This window comes from Micromonospora sp. CV4 (assembly GCF_003667455.1).
Classification (GTDB): domain Bacteria; phylum Actinomycetota; class Actinomycetes; order Mycobacteriales; family Micromonosporaceae; genus Micromonospora.
On the sequence record NZ_RCVI01000363.1, the window covers coordinates 1 to 14,410 of the forward strand.

The window sequence follows — 14,410 nt, forward strand, 5'->3', positions numbered from 1 at the left end:
GGGAAAGGATGGGGGCATGTTCGGCATCGGGAAGAAGTGGGAACGGGAACTGGGTGCGGCCGCCGACGAGTTGGTTGCCGCCGACACGCTCGCCTTTGGTGGCGTCGGGTTCGCGGGCGAGGTGCTGCCGGTGACCGACGCGTACCACCGGGTCGAGGCCGCCCTCGACGACCACCCTGAGGAGGTACGCCGGCAGCTCGACCGGGTGCTGGCCGAGGGTTCACCCGCCGGCCGGGCGTACGCCGCCACTCTGCTGGAGCGGCTCGACCCGACGGCGGCCCGGGCGGCCTGGACGTCACTGCGGGACGACCCGACCGAGTTCACCACGTTCGTCGGCTGCGTCATGGGGCGTACTACCCTCGGCGACTACGCCACCCAACGACTGGCCGCGGCATGATCGATCGAGGGCGATCCGCTGGGCTGTCCACAGTGCAGCCGGCCACGCCGGGCGACACCCCGGCCGCTGTCAGTAGCTGAGCTTTCCGTCACGACGCGAGTCGCTCCGGTGTCGGGGGTTGTTACCGTCTGCGCCGACGTACCTGGGGAGGTGGTCGGTGGACCGGTCGGTGACGTACCTGGCGGCGGCGGTGGCCGTACTGGCGGTGGTCGTGCTCGTGATCGTCGTGCGGGCCCGGCGGCGGGCGGCGACCCGGCCCGGCCGTGCGGTGCCCACCGGACGACCGGCGCGCGGTGGTCCGCACCGTCTGGCCCCGGGCGACCGCGTGCGGATCCACGAGCGGGAGTACGCGGTGAGCGGCACGATCCGCCTGGTCGAGGGGGACTGGAGCTGGGTGCAGCACCTGCTCGACGACGCCTCCGGCACCCGCCACCGCCTGTCCGTGGAGGACGGCCCCGACCTGGAGTTGGTGCTCTGGACCGCCGAACCCGGCGCGACCGTCACCCCGGGCGCCCCGACCATCGACCTCGGCGGGCGGCGCTACACCTGGGCCGAGACCGGGCAGGCGCGCTACACCGCCACCGGCGAGACCGGGCTGCCGGCGGCCGGAACGATGCGCTACCACGACTACCAGTCCGGCGGCGGCGCGCGGCTCTCCTTCGAGGCGTACGGCGAGGAGGGCTGGCGGGTCGCCCGCGGCGACCTGCTCGACCCGACCGAGCTGACGATTCAACCCGCCGCCGAGGAGCGCTGAGCCGGACCCGACGGGCGCGCCGGGCTCGCCACGGCATGCCAGAGTGGCCAGTTGTCGATACGGTGTGGGCGCGATCTTAAGGGAAGGAGAATCGTGGTCGATTCCCAGAGCACGCCGGCCCGTCAGCGGCCGTCCATCGTGACGATTTCCAGCTATCTGCTCTTCCTGTTCCTGGCGTGCCAGGTGATCAGTCTGATCCTCACCCTCGCCACCCTTGGCAAGACCCGTGACGTGCTCCGCGAGGCGTACGAGGGCAGTACCGCCGACGGCGCCGACCAGGTGGCGGACTTCTTCTTCGCCTTCGGCCTCGGCAGCAGCATCCTGCTGCTGCTCCTCGCGGTCGTCCTGGGTGTGCTGGCCCTGCTCAACAACCAGGGCCGCAACGGCGCCCGGATCACCACCTGGATCATCGGCGGCATCATGGTCTGCTGCGTGGGTGGCACCCTGCTCAGCGGTGCCGCCGGCAGCTTCACCACCGGCGGGGACACCGGCGGCGACATGCCGAGCGGCGAGGAGATCCAGCGCCGGCTGGACGAGGCGCTGCCCTCCTGGATCACCCCGGTCAGCCTCCTGCTCGGCGTGGTCAGCCTGCTCGCGCTGCTCGCGGCGCTGATCCTGCTGGCGCTCCCGAAGGCCAACGAGTTCTTCCGCAAGCCCACCGCGGGTTGGGAGCCGCCGACCCCGGGTGCCAGCTACCCGGGTTACCCGCAGGCCTCCGGCCAGCCGGGCTACCCGCAGGCCCCTGGCCAGCCGGGCTACCCGTCAGGTGGCGAGCCGGGCTACCCGTCGACGCCGGGTCAGACGCCCGGGTCGGAGCCGGGTTACCCGCCGCCGCCCGGCCCCGCGCCCTCGTCGGGCCCGTCCGGCACGGACCGACCGGACGACACGCCGCCGGCCGACCGTCCCGGGCCGACCCCGCCGTCGACGAGTTGACCGCTCGATAAGCACGACGCCGACGATCCCTCCGAGTAGGTTGCAACCCGACGCCTACCGGAGGGATTCGTCGTGTCGTACCCGGAATCGGCACCGGTGCGCCGGCCCGTCGTGGTCCTGCTGGCCACGGCCGTGCTGCTGGTGATGGCGGTCGTCGCACTCGCGTACACCGTCGTGGACCTGGCGGTGCTCGGCCGCACGGTCGAGGCCTTCCGCTCCGTCGCCCGGGACACCTCGGCGACTCCGCAGGAGATCGACGATGTGGTGACCCTGCTGCGCGCGTCCGCGGCGGTGTCGGCGGTGGTGGCGGCGCTCTCCGCGCTGGTGCTCGCCGGCTTGGCTCTCGGGCTGCTGGCCGGTCGTGCCGGCGTCCGGGTGGCCACCTGGGCCGTCTGCGGGCTCGGCCTGCTGGCCGGCTGCTGCAGCGTGGCGGTGCTCGTCGGGGAACGGGCCGCGCCGCTTCGGCTGGGTGCCGATGAGCGGGCGACCGCCGAACTGCTGGGCCTGATCGGGGACGCGTACCCGTCGTGGTGGATCCCGCTCAACGCGGGGCTTTCCGTCGGACAGGGCCTCGGTTACCTTGTGGTAGCTACGCTGCTGGCCCTGCCGGCGGCCAACGCCTGGTTCGGTCGACGCCGCCCGACAGCGCCGACCGTGCCGTCCGCTCCACCCGGGTTCCCGCCCGCACCGCACCAGCCCCTGCCGGCGCAGACCGCGCCCCCGTACCCGCCCAGGTGAGGACCGCCCGTGACGCTCGACCCCGCGACCGCCGAGCGACGGGCCCTGATCACCGGCGCCACCGCCGGCATCGGCGCTGCCTTCACCCGCCGGCTGGCCGCTGACGGCTGGCACCTGGTGCTGGTCGCCCGGGACGCGGGCCGGTTGACCGAGCTGGCCGCCGAGTTGGGTTCCCGGCACGGCCGCGAGATCGAGACGATATCTGCGGATCTGTCCACGGACGACGGCTGCGCCGTGGTGGAGCGGCGACTCGCCGACGGTAGCCCCGTGCACCTGCTGGTCAACAATGCCGGGATCAGCCTGAACAAACCGTTCCTGCGTTCCTCCGCCGAAGACGAGGCCCGCCTGCTGCGGCTCAACGTGCACGCGGTGATGCGGCTGACCCTGGCGGCGCTGCGACCGATGACCGAACGGCGCGATGGGGCAGTGATAAATGTCTCTTCGGTCGCCGGATTTGGCGCGGTGATGCCGGGGTCGACCTACTCGGCCAGCAAGGCGTGGGTCACCAATTTCAGCGAGTCGGTGGGCCAGTCGGCACGCCCCTTCGGCGTCCGGGTGATGGCCCTCTGCCCCGGCTACACCCGCACGGAGTTCCATCAGCGGGCCGGCATCAACATGTCGAAGACGCCGGAGTGGATGTGGCTGCGGGCCGAGGATGTGGTCGACGAAGCCTTGCGTGACCTGGGCAAAGGCAAGTTGATCAGCATTCCGGCGTGGAAGTACAAAGTGGCCGTCGCCGGTCTGCGGCACGCGCCGCGCAGGCTGCTCCAGGCCGTCGCGCGGGACACCCGCGGCAGGATCGGCCGCGACGAGCGCTGAGCCTGTACGGGCGCCCGGCCTCCCGGCGCCGGTGCCGGCACGTTGGCTCGCCGCAACCGAGCCGATTGCTGAGCGTAGTCGAACATCGCCAACCATCTGTCCCCCACCGGGCTGATCAGGGTGGACCCCACACACGGCGTTCAGACTTGCGCAGTAACCTCTATCGCCATGGGGGACCACGACGACCTGCGTAAATTCATTACCGACCTGGCTGTGGTCCACGGACGGGTCGTGCTCTCCTCGGGGCGGGAGGCAGACTGGTACGTCGATCTGCGTCGCGTCACGCTCCATCACCAGGCCGCTCCGTTGGTCGGTCGGGTGCTGCTCGACCTCACCGCCGACTGGGAGTACGACGCCGTCGGCGGTCTCACCCTGGGCGCGGACCCCGTCGCGCTCTCGATGCTGCACGCCGCTGCTCCGACCGGTCGGGCCCTGGACGCTTTTGTGGTGCGCAAGGCGGGTAAGGCCCACGGTCTACAACGGCGGATCGAGGGACCGGAGGTGGTCGGCCGCCGAGTGTTGGCGGTGGAGGATACGTCCACGACAGGCGGAAGTGTGTTGACCGCCGTCGAGGCGCTTCGTGAGGCCGGAGCTGAAGTCGTGGGCGTGGCGGTTATTGTTGATCGAGGCGCCGGCGACGCGGTGCGAGCCGCCGGATTGCCGTACCGGGCGGCCTATACGTTGGCTGACCTCGGCCTTGTGGCGTAAAAGTTTGCCGATTCGGATCTGCTGATATGCAGGCGGATCGATGCTGCTGGTGGAAGGATGGAATACGTGGGAACTGCGTTGGCCGAAATGACTATGCCTCAGATCTCGCCGCTTGCCGGCGAGCCGATCGAACGTGCCGATGCCGAGCGTCTCGCGGGGGTCCTCAAGGCCCTTGCCGATCCCGCTCGGTTGCGGCTGCTCAGCCTGATCCAGTCGGCCCCTGAGGGCGAGGCGTGCGTCTGTGACCTGACGGCACCCCTCGGCCTCTCTCAGCCGACGGTCAGTCACCACCTGCGTATCCTCACCGAGGCCGGCTTGCTGGAGCGGGAGAAGCGCGGTGTCTGGGCGTACTACCGGCTGGTCCCGAGTGCGATCGCGACGATCGCCGACCTGCTGACCCCGCCGCGCAAGCGGGCCACCAAGAAGGCCCGCTGAAGCAGGCGCTGCACACCGTCCCGCGCCGGGATGGTGTTCGGTGGCGAGCCAGGGGTGGCGCCACCGCTCGGTGACGCCTGCTCGTCCCCGGCCGCACCGCCGGAGGCCGGGTCCGACATGCCGACGGCCGACCCCCTCACCAGGGGGCCGGCCGTCGTCGTATCCGAGGTTCAGCGCTCCTGGCCGTGCTCCGGGCGCCGGCGGCCGTGCGGGTGCTCGTCGTGGTCGAACGTCTCGCGGACCGCTTCGACCGCACCGACGGCACTGGCGGCCGCAACCACCGCGACGGCCTCGCCACGCTTGCGGGCCCGCCGGTCGCGGAGGAACTCGAAGAAGATCGGCAACACCGAGATCACGATGATCAGGGCCACCACCGGCAGGATGTAGTGGTCGATCTTGTCCCCGATGGCCTGGTAGATCTGCTCCGCCAGCAGGTAGCCGATCAGCAGGATGCCGTCCACCCAGAGGATCGCGCCGACGACGTTCCAGAGCAGGAACTGCCGGGCCGGCATGCCCAACGCTCCGGCGACCGGGTTGAGGAACGTCCGGACGATCGGGATGAAGCGGGCCAGCACCACGGCCTTCGCCGGGCCGAACTTCTGGAAGTAGTACTCCGCCTTCTCCACGTACTCCTTCTTGAAGAGCCGGGAGTTGGGCCGCTCGAACATCCGCCGGCCGTACCGTGCGCCGAGCCAGTGCCCCAGCTGGGCGCCGACGATCGCACAGATCGGGCCGCCGATCAGCAGGCCGACCAGGGAGAGCCGGGTGCCGTCGCCGAAGATGGCGTCCGCCACGGGCGAGGCGGCCACCCCGGCCAGGAACAGCAGCGAGTCGCCGGGGAAGAAGAAGCCCACCAGCAGGCCGGTCTCGGCGAAGAGGATCACCCAGACGCCGATCAGCCCGAAGGTCTGCAACAGCTCCTTGGGGTCGAGCGGGTTCAGGGCGACGCTCTCCGCGAGCGTGCGGGTCTTCTCAGCTGTGTCCACGGCCACAAAGGGTACCGAAGCCGTGGTTGCCGGACGCGCCGGACCGGGTTCATGCCCAGCGACGACGGTGCCCCGCCAACCGGGTGGTCGACGGGGCACCGGTGGTGCGGGGTGGATCAGGCGACGAAGCGGGTCCGGCGGCGCTTGGCCACCAGGTAACCGCCGACGCCCGCGGCGAGCAGCAGCGCGCCGAGGCCAGCGATCAGGCCGGTGGACTGACCGGTGACCGGCAGCCCGCCGTCGTCATCGCCGCCGCCCTGGCCGCCGTCGCCGCCGGTCGCGTTCACCAGGATCTTCGCGGTGTCATTGGCCGGCTTCAGGTCGGCGTAGAAGCCGCCGTCGCACTCACACGGAACGTTGACCTTCACGGTGCCTGCAGCGTCGGGGATGACCTTGTCGATGCGCAGCCCGAAGGTCACCTTCTCCTCGTCGCCGGCCTTAATGAACGGCGAGGGGATGCACCGGTACTGCCGGCCGCCGGCTTCGCCCAGCTCGCCGTACTGGTCGCCCTCGACCGGCGCACAGGTCTCCGGCGCCTCGACGACGGTGACCCCGGTGGGGATGCCGACGGTCATGTGCGTGACCGATGAGTTCCCCCGGGTGTAGTCCAGCGTGGCTGGACCGTTGTTGCGGAAGCCGACAGTGGCGGTCACCTTGGCGCCCGCCGCGCCCTTCACGTCGTCGCCGATGGCGGCCAGATCGGTGCCGTTCTTGCCGGTGACCGTGACTTCGACGTGGGACCAGTTGTTGTCCGGGTTCTTGTCCGCCTGGACACCGCGTGCCGACTTGCCGGCCTCGCTCAGGGTCAGCACGTCGCCGTCACCCGGCTTGCCCAGCGAGAAGCCGTTGGTTTCCAGGTACGACCGGAAGTCCTCGTACTCCGCGATGGTCATCCAGTTGTGCTCGCCGTATTCGAAGCCCGGGGCGTATGCGTCCTTGGCGATCCGGTACTCGAGCGGAGTGCTGTAGCTTGCCCCCTTCGCCAGTTCCTGGTCGAAGGTGCAGCTGCGCAGTGAGTTGTCGACGTACGTGCAGTTGCTGTATCGCTTGTCGGCCTGGATGCCGTAGTCGTTGAAGAAGACGACGCTGACGCCCTTGGCCGGCGTCTCTCCTGCGTTCGACACCTTCAAAGGGGCGCTGATCTTCGCACCCGGCCTGCCGGACACCGCGATGGGGTCAGCTCCGGCGAGGTCGACACCCTCGCCGACACGCACCTTTGCCTCGTGGCTGACGGCGTCGAATCCGTCCGCCGAGAGAGTCACCTTGAGTGCCCCGACGTCGCCTTCCTTGGCGGCATCAGTCGGCGCGATCACCACTGGTGCCAGGCCGCCGAGGCCCCAACCGTCCTCGATCCCGACCTCGAAGCGTTCGGTGCAGACCAGGATGCCCTTCTCGGGGGAGGTGCAGTCGTCGGCCGACTCACCCTCCTCGGTGAGAGTCGCCTTGCCGGCCAGGTCGCGGTAGTCGTACCGAACCGTCACTCCCTGCAGCACAACGGGCGCGGTGCTGTAGAGGATGGTGCCGTCGATCTTGCCGGTCGTGTCGGTGGCGATGGTGTTGTCGCCGAAGTAGATGCTGAGCTGAGGCTTGGTCTCTTGGGCGACGGCCGGACTGGCGGAGGCGGCGACGAACGCGCCTGCTACGCCCAGTCCGGCGAGCCAACGCCGGGTGGAATGGGTGAGCATGAGGGGGTTCCTCCAGAGGGGGATTCAGGTGGAGCCTGCGGATCCTAAGGAGTCACTAAGGTTTGCCGCCGCCCCGAGCGCCAGCCGGATGACAAGACCGGCCGAAAGGTTGATCAGCGTCACCGCAATGTTCGATCGCCCCGCTCCCGTCATCTGAGGCAGGAGCTTCGGGAGGTGCAGTGACGTACGAGGAGTTCGCGGACACGCGACTGGCACCGCTGCTGCGGTACGCGGTGATGCTCACCGGCGACCCGCACCAGGCGCAGGATCTGGTGCAGGAGACGATGGTCCGGGTCCAGCTCAACTGGCGACGGGTCGCCCGAGCGGACTCACCGGAGCGTTACGTGCGCCGGATGCTCACCAACCAGTACGTCGACTGGCGGCGTGGCTCCTGGATGCGCCGGGTGCTGCTGCGCGGGGAACCCGACGAGGCGGTGCCGGCGCCCACCGACCATGCCCAGTCCGCCGTGGACCGGGACCAGATCTGGTCCTGGCTGTCCCGGCTGCCGCGCCGGCAGCGGGCCACCCTGGTGCTGCGGTACTACGAGGACCTGCCCGACGCCGAGATCGCCGACATCCTCGGCTGTGCCGTCGGGACCGTACGTTCGTCCATCTCGCGCGCCCTGGCCACGCTCCGGGCCGAGTACGTGGAGGCCTGCTCATGATCGAGGACGACCTGCGTGCCGCGTTCACCCGGCACGAGCAGTTGTCCCCGCCGACCGGCCCGCTGCGGGCCGCTATCGACCGGCTGGCGACCGGTCGACGGCGACGCCGCCGCCGGTGGCAGGTCGGTGGTACGGCGCTGGCGCTGCTCGGCGTACTCGGGATCGGGGTGCCCCTGTTCACCCCGGAGCGTTCCGGGCCGCCGCAGGCCGCCGGGTCGACCGGCGAAACGAGCGGGCCGGTGGTGACGGGTGCGCTGAACATCCTGCTGCTCGGTGTCGACAGCCACACGTCGCAACCACCGTTGGCCGATTCGGTGCTGCTGCTGCACATCCCGGCCGACCGCAGCCGTCCGTACCTGGTCTCCCTGCCGCGTGACCTGAAGGTGCCGATCCCCGGTCACGGGAGCGACAAGCTGAACGCCGCCTTCCCGTTCGGAGCGGGCGGTGACCGGCCGGATCTGACCAAGGGGTACGAGCTGACCCGGCAGACGGTCACCGACCTGACCGGGGTGCGGCTGGACACCGGCTTCGTGCTGACGTACCGCGCGCTGCGCACACTCACCGACGCGGTGGACGGGGTGCCGGTCTGCCTCTCCCAGCGGGTGCGTTCGGTACACACCGGGAAGCTCTTCCCGGCCGGCTGTCAGCGTCTCGACGGCGCCGCCTCGGTCGACCTGCTCCGCCAGCGACGTGGGCTGGTCCAGGGCAGTCAGGACCGGGACCACAACGCCCGGCTCTTCGCCGCCGGTCTGGTCCGCCAGGCCAGTGAACAGGGCGTGCTCACCAACCCGGTACGACTCTCGAAGTTGCTGGACACCGTTGGCCCGGAGCTCGTGGTGGCGCCCGACGGGGCCACCATGCTGGACCTGCTGCGGCTCGTCCCCACACTGCGATCGGTCGACCCGGTCGGGCTCAGCCTGCCGATCAGCGAACCGACCGGGCGGGACCGGTATCTGCGCGCCGACCCGGCGCTCGCCCCGGAGTTCCTGACCGCCCTGCGCGAGGATCGGCTCGGCGACTGGGTGGCCCGCCACCCGGAGCGGGTCGACCCGGTCGGCTGACGCTCGTCGGGGGCGCGATGTCAGCGGTAGTCGTCGTCGTCCCCGGTGACCACCCGGGCCTGCTCCATCGCGTCCCAGTCGTCGACCTCCAGGCCGCGGTGCGGCTCCCCGTCGACGTCGGCGGGACCGACCACCACGGCCTGCTCGACCGCGTCGGCCGGGTCCGCCTCGGGGTCGCGTTCGTCCGCGGCCAGGTGGTCGCCGGGGGTGAAGTCCTCATCGGGCTGACCCATCGTTCCTCCCGGGGGCTCGGGTGCACGGTCCCACCCACCGTACGGGCTGTGCCGGCGCCGCGCGGAAGTCGAGTCGGCCGAATCACCCGTGGGCGGTGCGGCCCGGTGCCAGGATGGGGCCGTGGGCTTCCTGATCCGGCTGGCGATCACCGCGGTCGCGTTGTGGGTGACCACGCTGATCGTGCCCGGGGTCGAGGTGCACGGTCGCTCGGGTGGCAACACGGTGCTCACGCTGATCGTGGTCGCGCTGATCTTCGGTGTGATCAACGCGGTGCTCAAGCCGGTGATCAGGGTGGTCGGCTGCGTGTTCTACCTGCTGACCCTCGGTCTGTTCGCGCTGGTGGTCAACGCGCTGCTGTTCCTGCTCACCGACCGGATCGCCCGCGGGCTCGACCTGCCGTTCCAGGTGGACGGTTTCTGGGCGGCGTTCTGGGGAGCCATCGTGATGACCGTGGTCACCTGGCTGATCAGCGTGATCGTGCCCGACCGCCTGGACAGCCGGTGACCGGATCCCCGGCCACCACCCGGGCCGGTTTCTCCTGCACACCTCACCTACGGGATACTGCCCGCGGAGGACAGCGCGGTCCGGCGCACTCGTGAACAACAGCGGCCAGCACGGCCGAGAGTGGTAAGTAAGGAGCGTTCGACATGCCCATCGCTTCCCCCGAGGCTTACGCGGAGATGCTGGACCGCGCCAAGGCTGGCCGGTACGCGTACCCCGCGATCAACGTGACCTCCTCCCAGACGCTGAACGCGGCGCTCAAGGGCTTCGCCGACGCGGAGAGCGACGGCATCATCCAGGTCTCCACCGGTGGCGCCGAGTACCTGTCCGGCCCCTCGATCAAGGACATGGTCACCGGCGCGGTGGCGTTCGCCGCGTACGCGCACGAGGTGGCCAAGAAGTACCCGGTCAACATCGCGCTGCACACCGACCACTGCCCGAAGGACAAGCTGGACGGCTTCGTCCGGCCGCTGATGGGCATCTCGCAGGAGCGGGTGAAGCGCGGCGAGCAGCCGCTGTACCAGTCGCACATGTGGGACGGGTCGGCCGTGCCGGTGGCGGAGAACCTCCAGATCGCCTCCCAGCTCCTCGACGAGGCCGCCAAGGCCAAGATCGTCCTTGAGATCGAGGTCGGCGTCGTCGGCGGCGAGGAGGACGGCGTCGAGAACGCCATCAACGACAAGCTCTACACCACCACCGAGGACGGCCTGGCCATGGTCGAGGCCCTCGGTCTCGGCGAGAAGGGCCGCTACATGGCGGCGCTGACCTTCGGCAACGTGCACGGCGTCTACAAGCCGGGCAACGTCAAGCTCCGTCCCGAGATCCTCAACCAGATCCAGGAGGCGGTCGGCGCCAAGTACGGCAAGGAGAAGCCGCTCAGCCTGGTCTTCCACGGCGGCTCGGGCTCCCTGCTGAGCGAGATCCGTGAGGCTCTCGACTACGGCGTGGTGAAGATGAACATCGACACCGACACCCAGTACGCCTTCACCCGGCCCGTCGCCGACCACATGCTGCGCAACTACGACGGCGTGCTGAAGATCGACGGCGAGGTCGGCAACAAGAAGCAGTACGACCCGCGCGCCTGGGGCAAGGCCGCCGAGGCCGGCCTGGCCGCCCGGGTCGTCGAGGCGTGCGAGCACCTGCGCTCCACCGGCACCACGATGTCCAAGTAACAACGTCCACGACGGCCGGTTCCCCTCGGGGAGCCGGCCGTCGCCGTACCGTCAGGCGGACGCGGTGAGCAGCCGGACGGCCTCGTGGACGTCGTCGGTCAGATGGATCGTCGGCGACAGGTCACCGAACGGGGAGGCGGCCAGCAGCGGGCGCAGCAACGCCTCCACCGGCAGCTCCACGGTCCAGTACGCGCGGTCCAGGAAGATGTAGGCGCCGCTGACACCGTCGGTGCCGTAGTAGGTCTTGGTCGCCGCCTGGAACACCTCCTGCACCGTGCCCGCCCGCCCGGGGGCGAACACGATGCCACCCCGGGCGAGCCGCAGGATCGTGTCCTCCCGGATCGCGTTCGAGAAGTACTTCGCGATCCGTCCCGCGAACAGGTTCGCCGGCTCGTGCCCGTACAGCCAGGTCGGGATGGCCAGCCCGCCGGCCCGCGCCCACCCCGCGTCGGCGCCACGCTGCCGGGGCACGCCCGCGTACCGCTGCCGGACCGTCAACGCCACGGCCGTGTACCGCTGGTGGTCGGTGAAGTCCGGCGCGGTGGCCAGCAGGTCGATCGCCGCCGTCAAATCCGCCGCCGGCTGGTCCGCCAGGTAGGCGCCGAGGTTCGCCGCCTCCATCACCCCGGGACCGCCGCCGGTCACGACCAGCCGGTCGGCCCGGGCCAGCTCCCAACCCAGCACGGCCGCCATCCGGTACGCCGGGCTGCCGCGCCGCACCGCGTGCCCGCCCATGATGCCCACCACCGACTGCGGCCCGTGCTCGGTCAGCCAGGCCCGGGTGGCGTCGGCCAGCGCGTTGTCCACGCCGTGGTCGTGCAGACGCTGGCCGAGGGCTTCCTTGACGTCCGGCAGCGCGCCGCCGTGCGCCCGGTAGTGCTCGTACACCCGGGTGTCGTACATCCCGGTGAACCCGCCCTCAGCGAACCCGGCGGCCAGCTCCTCCGGGGTGTAGAGGTGCGCCGGCTGGGTCGGGTACGGCAGCCCGGAGAACGGCGGCACCACGTTCGCGCCACGCCGGACCAGGTCGGCGCCGACCTCCCGGGAGGCGAACCGGCACCCGACGAAGAGAGTGCCGGTGACCTCGACGCCGGTCAGGTCGGGCACCGGGGCCAGGTCGAGGCGGAGCCCCTGCACGGTCAGCCCGGTCAGGCGGCCGGTGGCCAGCTGCTGGTCGAACTCGTCGCGGGTCTGGACCTCGTTGACGTGCAGGTGCGGCTCGATGACGTCCGCGGGAGGTGGGGTCGGCACCTGGCCATCCTGCCCCTCCGGCGGGGACGGCCAAACCCCGGCCGGGCGGAAACCGACAGGAGCCCGGCGGCCGTGGCCACCGGGCTCCTGCTTAACCGGGTCCTGGGGAGGCTCCGGACCATTAGTTGTAATGGAAAACACCTGGCGGCGGCATAGGCCGCAGGCGTGACCAACTCCTCAGCCGTTCAGCGGAGCGCATCGGCCGACCCGCTCGCGCGTCGCACTGTCCAGCGGGTTGAATGGGACGATGCAGAACCTGTTGCCAGAGCCACCGGCCACCCTCCTGCCCGCGCACGACGAGGCCGACGCGGCCCTGGCCGCCGCCGAACAGGCCGGCAGCGACCAGGCGTACGCCGAGGTGGCGGCTCACTTCCCGACCTACAGCGCGGCCTGGGCCGAACTCGCGGCCCGGTCGTTCGCGCAGGGCCAGGTGGTGACGGCGTACGCCTACGCGCGCACCGGCTACCACCGGGGCCTGGACCAGCTGCGCCGTAGCGGCTGGAAGGGCCACGGCCCGGTGCCGTGGTCGCACGAGCCGAACCGGGGGTTCCTCCGCTGCCTGTACGTGCTCTCCCGGGCCGCCGACGAGATCGGCGAGGCCGACGAGGCGGCCCGGTGCGCCCAGTTCCTCCGCGACTGTGACCCGGCGGCGGCGGACGCGCTGGCCAGCAACTGACACCCGCGCCGACGCTCGGCCCCGCACAAAGCCGGGCCGAGCGTCGGCGGGCTACAACCCCTCGGCGACCGCAGCGGCGATCTTCAGCCAGGCGTCCCGCGTGGCCGAGGAGAGTCCCCCGTACCGGATCGGCTCGCCGCTGTCGATGAGCCGCTCGTACGGCGCCAGCAGCACCGCCCTGGTCCGGGCCGCGAAGTGCTCCTGGATGGCCGGCAGGTCGATCTCCTTGCGGGACGGCGGCATGGACACCACCGTCACCGCCTGCCGGACCAGCCGTTGCCGGCCGCTCTGCTCCAGGTGGTCGAGCATCCGGGCGGCGGTCTCCGCCGAGTCGTTACGGGCGGACATGGTGACGACCAGTTGGTCGGTGGCGTCCATCGAGGCCTGCCAGTTCTGCGCCCGGACGTTGTTCCCGGTGTCCACGAAGATCAACTTGTAGAACCGGCTGACCACCTCGCGGATCTCGGCGAACGCGGCCGCGGTGAGCATCTCGCCGCCGGTGGCCGACTCGTCCGAGGCGAGCACGTCGAACATCCCCTCGCCCTGCGAGCGGACGTACTGCGACAGGTCCCCGACCCGCCCGTGCGCGCCCTGGAACTGCCCGAGGTCGCGCAGCATGTCCCGCACCGTGCGGGAGTGGAAGTCCTGCTGGGCGCGCATCCCGAGAGTGCCCTGGGTCTCGTTGTTGTCCCAGGCCAGCACGTAGCCGCCACGCTTCTGGCCGAACGTCATCGCGAGGAGCAGGATGGCCACCGTCTTGCCGGCGCCGCCCTTGGGGTTGACCACGGTCACCTGCCGAAGCCCGCCGAAGTTGCGGCGCACCATCTCGATGTCCCGCTTCAGCTCCTGCTCGTGCCGGCCGGGAGCCAGCCGGAGCAGGCCCATCTTGTTGACCACCGCGCGGACGCCCATCGTGGCCACCGGATCGGCGGGCCGTACCTGCCGGCGCCGGGCGAAATCCTCCGCGGTCGGGGCCGCGGTGGTCTCCGGTTCCCAGGTGGCGTCCGGATAGCCGGTGTCCGGCACCCGGGTCACCCCGGCCGCCTCCTGGTACGGCTGCGGCGGCGGTGGCGGGGCCCCGGGGCTGCTCTGCTGCCAGGGCGGCGGATACCAGCCCGGCGACGGCGGGAAGGGCCCCGGAGGCGGGGCCACCGGGGCACCCTGCTGCGGGGCGGGGCCGCCCTGCGTCGGGTCGGCGAACTGCGTCGGGTCGGGCGGGATCGGTGCCGGGCCGGCCTGGCCGGGGATCGCGGGCGAGTACGACTGCCCGGGATAGGCCTGCCCGGGATAGGTCTGGTCGGGGTACGCCTGCCCGGGGTGCGTCTGGCCGAGGTGCTGCCCGGGGTACGCCTGCCCGGGGTGCGTCTGGCCGAGGTGCTGCCCGGGGTACGCCTG

The 14,410-nt window shown here is 71.0% G+C and carries 16 protein-coding genes and 1 pseudogene; 12 read left to right on the top strand and 5 right to left on the bottom strand.

Annotated features, from left to right (window positions below; genetic code table 11):
* The 7 genes from EAD98_RS25585 to EAD98_RS25615 form a co-directional block, all read left to right on the top strand.
* On the top strand, positions 1 to 397 hold a 397-nt coding region (locus EAD98_RS25585; RefSeq protein ID WP_233583973.1), incomplete at its 5' end, for a hypothetical protein.
* A 157-nt stretch (positions 398 to 554) separates the two neighbouring features.
* Positions 555 to 1,151 carry a DUF4178 domain-containing protein gene (locus tag EAD98_RS25590; protein ID WP_121656545.1) on the top strand — a complete coding sequence of 199 codons (597 nt, stop codon included), beginning with the start codon at positions 555 to 557 and terminating at the stop codon, positions 1,149 to 1,151.
* A 93-nt stretch (positions 1,152 to 1,244) separates the two neighbouring features.
* A complete protein-coding gene (locus EAD98_RS25595; RefSeq protein WP_121656546.1) occupies positions 1,245 to 2,084 on the top strand; it encodes a hypothetical protein in 840 nt (279 codons plus the stop codon).
* A 72-nt stretch (positions 2,085 to 2,156) separates the two neighbouring features.
* Positions 2,157 to 2,822, top strand: a complete 666-nt coding sequence (locus tag EAD98_RS25600) for a hypothetical protein (protein ID WP_121656547.1) — start codon at positions 2,157 to 2,159, stop codon at positions 2,820 to 2,822.
* Positions 2,823 to 2,831: 9 nt separating this feature from the next.
* Complete coding sequence (locus EAD98_RS25605; RefSeq protein WP_121656548.1) at positions 2,832 to 3,641, top strand: SDR family oxidoreductase; 810 nt, start codon at positions 2,832 to 2,834, stop codon at positions 3,639 to 3,641.
* Between the two features lie 168 nt (positions 3,642 to 3,809).
* A complete protein-coding gene (pyrE, locus tag EAD98_RS25610) occupies positions 3,810 to 4,349 on the top strand; it encodes an orotate phosphoribosyltransferase (protein WP_121656549.1) in 540 nt (179 codons plus the stop codon).
* 57 nt (positions 4,350 to 4,406) lie between these two features.
* A complete protein-coding gene (locus EAD98_RS25615; protein ID WP_007454255.1) occupies positions 4,407 to 4,784 on the top strand; it encodes a helix-turn-helix transcriptional regulator in 378 nt (125 codons plus the stop codon).
* Positions 4,785 to 4,954: 170 nt separating this feature from the next.
* Here EAD98_RS25615 and EAD98_RS25620 read toward each other — a convergent pair whose 3' ends face one another.
* Positions 4,955 to 5,776, bottom strand: a complete 822-nt coding sequence (locus EAD98_RS25620; RefSeq protein WP_121656550.1) for a DedA family protein — start codon at positions 5,774 to 5,776, stop codon at positions 4,955 to 4,957.
* Between the two features lie 110 nt (positions 5,777 to 5,886).
* Positions 5,887 to 7,455 (bottom strand): LPXTG cell wall anchor domain-containing protein, encoded by a 1,569-nt coding sequence (locus tag EAD98_RS25625; protein ID WP_121656551.1) that lies wholly within the window; start codon positions 7,453 to 7,455, stop codon positions 5,887 to 5,889.
* A gap of 179 nt (positions 7,456 to 7,634) precedes the next feature.
* On the opposite strand from EAD98_RS25625, the gene EAD98_RS25630 reads away from it, so the two are divergent.
* Both EAD98_RS25630 and EAD98_RS25635 read left to right on the top strand, forming a co-directional pair.
* Entirely contained in the window at positions 7,635 to 8,120 is a 486-nt protein-coding gene (locus EAD98_RS25630; RefSeq protein WP_121656552.1) for a SigE family RNA polymerase sigma factor, read from the top strand.
* The gene (locus EAD98_RS25635) at positions 8,117 to 9,181 is read left to right on the top strand and encodes an LCP family protein (protein ID WP_121656553.1); all 1,065 of its coding nucleotides are present in this window, start codon (positions 8,117 to 8,119) and stop codon (positions 9,179 to 9,181) included. Before EAD98_RS25630 ends, EAD98_RS25635 begins: the two co-directional genes overlap by 4 nt.
* A 20-nt stretch (positions 9,182 to 9,201) precedes the next feature.
* Here the strand turns inward: EAD98_RS25635 and EAD98_RS25640 are convergent, their stop codons facing one another.
* Positions 9,202 to 9,414, bottom strand: coding sequence for a hypothetical protein (locus EAD98_RS25640; protein WP_121656554.1), 213 nt, complete (start codon positions 9,412 to 9,414; stop codon positions 9,202 to 9,204).
* 121 nt (positions 9,415 to 9,535) lie between these two features.
* Between EAD98_RS25640 and EAD98_RS25645 the strand changes: the two genes are divergently transcribed.
* Together EAD98_RS25645 and fbaA are read left to right on the top strand one after the other, a co-directional pair.
* Entirely contained in the window at positions 9,536 to 9,919 is a 384-nt protein-coding gene (locus tag EAD98_RS25645; protein ID WP_121656555.1) for a phage holin family protein, read from the top strand.
* A gap of 143 nt (positions 9,920 to 10,062) precedes the next feature.
* Positions 10,063 to 11,088, top strand: coding sequence for a class II fructose-bisphosphate aldolase (gene fbaA / locus EAD98_RS25650; protein WP_121656556.1), 1,026 nt, complete (start codon positions 10,063 to 10,065; stop codon positions 11,086 to 11,088).
* 51 nt (positions 11,089 to 11,139) lie between these two features.
* Here the strand turns inward: fbaA and EAD98_RS25655 are convergent, their stop codons facing one another.
* Positions 11,140 to 12,339, bottom strand: coding sequence for an LOG family protein (locus EAD98_RS25655; protein ID WP_121656557.1), 1,200 nt, complete (start codon positions 12,337 to 12,339; stop codon positions 11,140 to 11,142).
* 247 nt (positions 12,340 to 12,586) lie between these two features.
* Between EAD98_RS25655 and EAD98_RS25660 the strand changes: the two genes are divergently transcribed.
* Positions 12,587 to 13,015: a DUF3151 domain-containing protein gene (locus EAD98_RS25660; RefSeq protein ID WP_121656558.1), complete on the top strand. Its 429-nt coding sequence runs from the start codon at positions 12,587 to 12,589 to the stop codon at positions 13,013 to 13,015.
* Positions 13,016 to 13,066: 51 nt separating this feature from the next.
* On the opposite strand, the pseudogene EAD98_RS25665 reads toward EAD98_RS25660, so the two are convergent.
* Positions 13,067 to 14,410 (bottom strand): annotated as a pseudogene (locus EAD98_RS25665) (chromosome partitioning protein); the annotation flags it as partial.

Excerpts from the sequence above, each read along its gene's own strand:
- pyrE (WP_121656549.1), top strand. The coding sequence starts at position 3,810 with ATGGGGGACCACGACGACCTGCGTAAATTCATTACCGACCTGGCTGTG.
- EAD98_RS25615 (WP_007454255.1), top strand. The coding sequence starts at position 4,407 with ATGGAATACGTGGGAACTGCGTTGGCCGAAATGACTATGCCTCAGATC.
- EAD98_RS25625 (WP_121656551.1), bottom strand. The coding sequence starts at position 7,455 with ATGCTCACCCATTCCACCCGGCGTTGGCTCGCCGGACTGGGCGTAGCA.
- EAD98_RS25635 (WP_121656553.1), top strand. The coding sequence starts at position 8,117 with ATGATCGAGGACGACCTGCGTGCCGCGTTCACCCGGCACGAGCAGTTG.
- EAD98_RS25640 (WP_121656554.1), bottom strand. The coding sequence starts at position 9,414 with ATGGGTCAGCCCGATGAGGACTTCACCCCCGGCGACCACCTGGCCGCG.
- fbaA (WP_121656556.1), top strand. The coding sequence starts at position 10,063 with ATGCCCATCGCTTCCCCCGAGGCTTACGCGGAGATGCTGGACCGCGCC.
- EAD98_RS25660 (WP_121656558.1), top strand. The coding sequence starts at position 12,587 with ATGCAGAACCTGTTGCCAGAGCCACCGGCCACCCTCCTGCCCGCGCAC.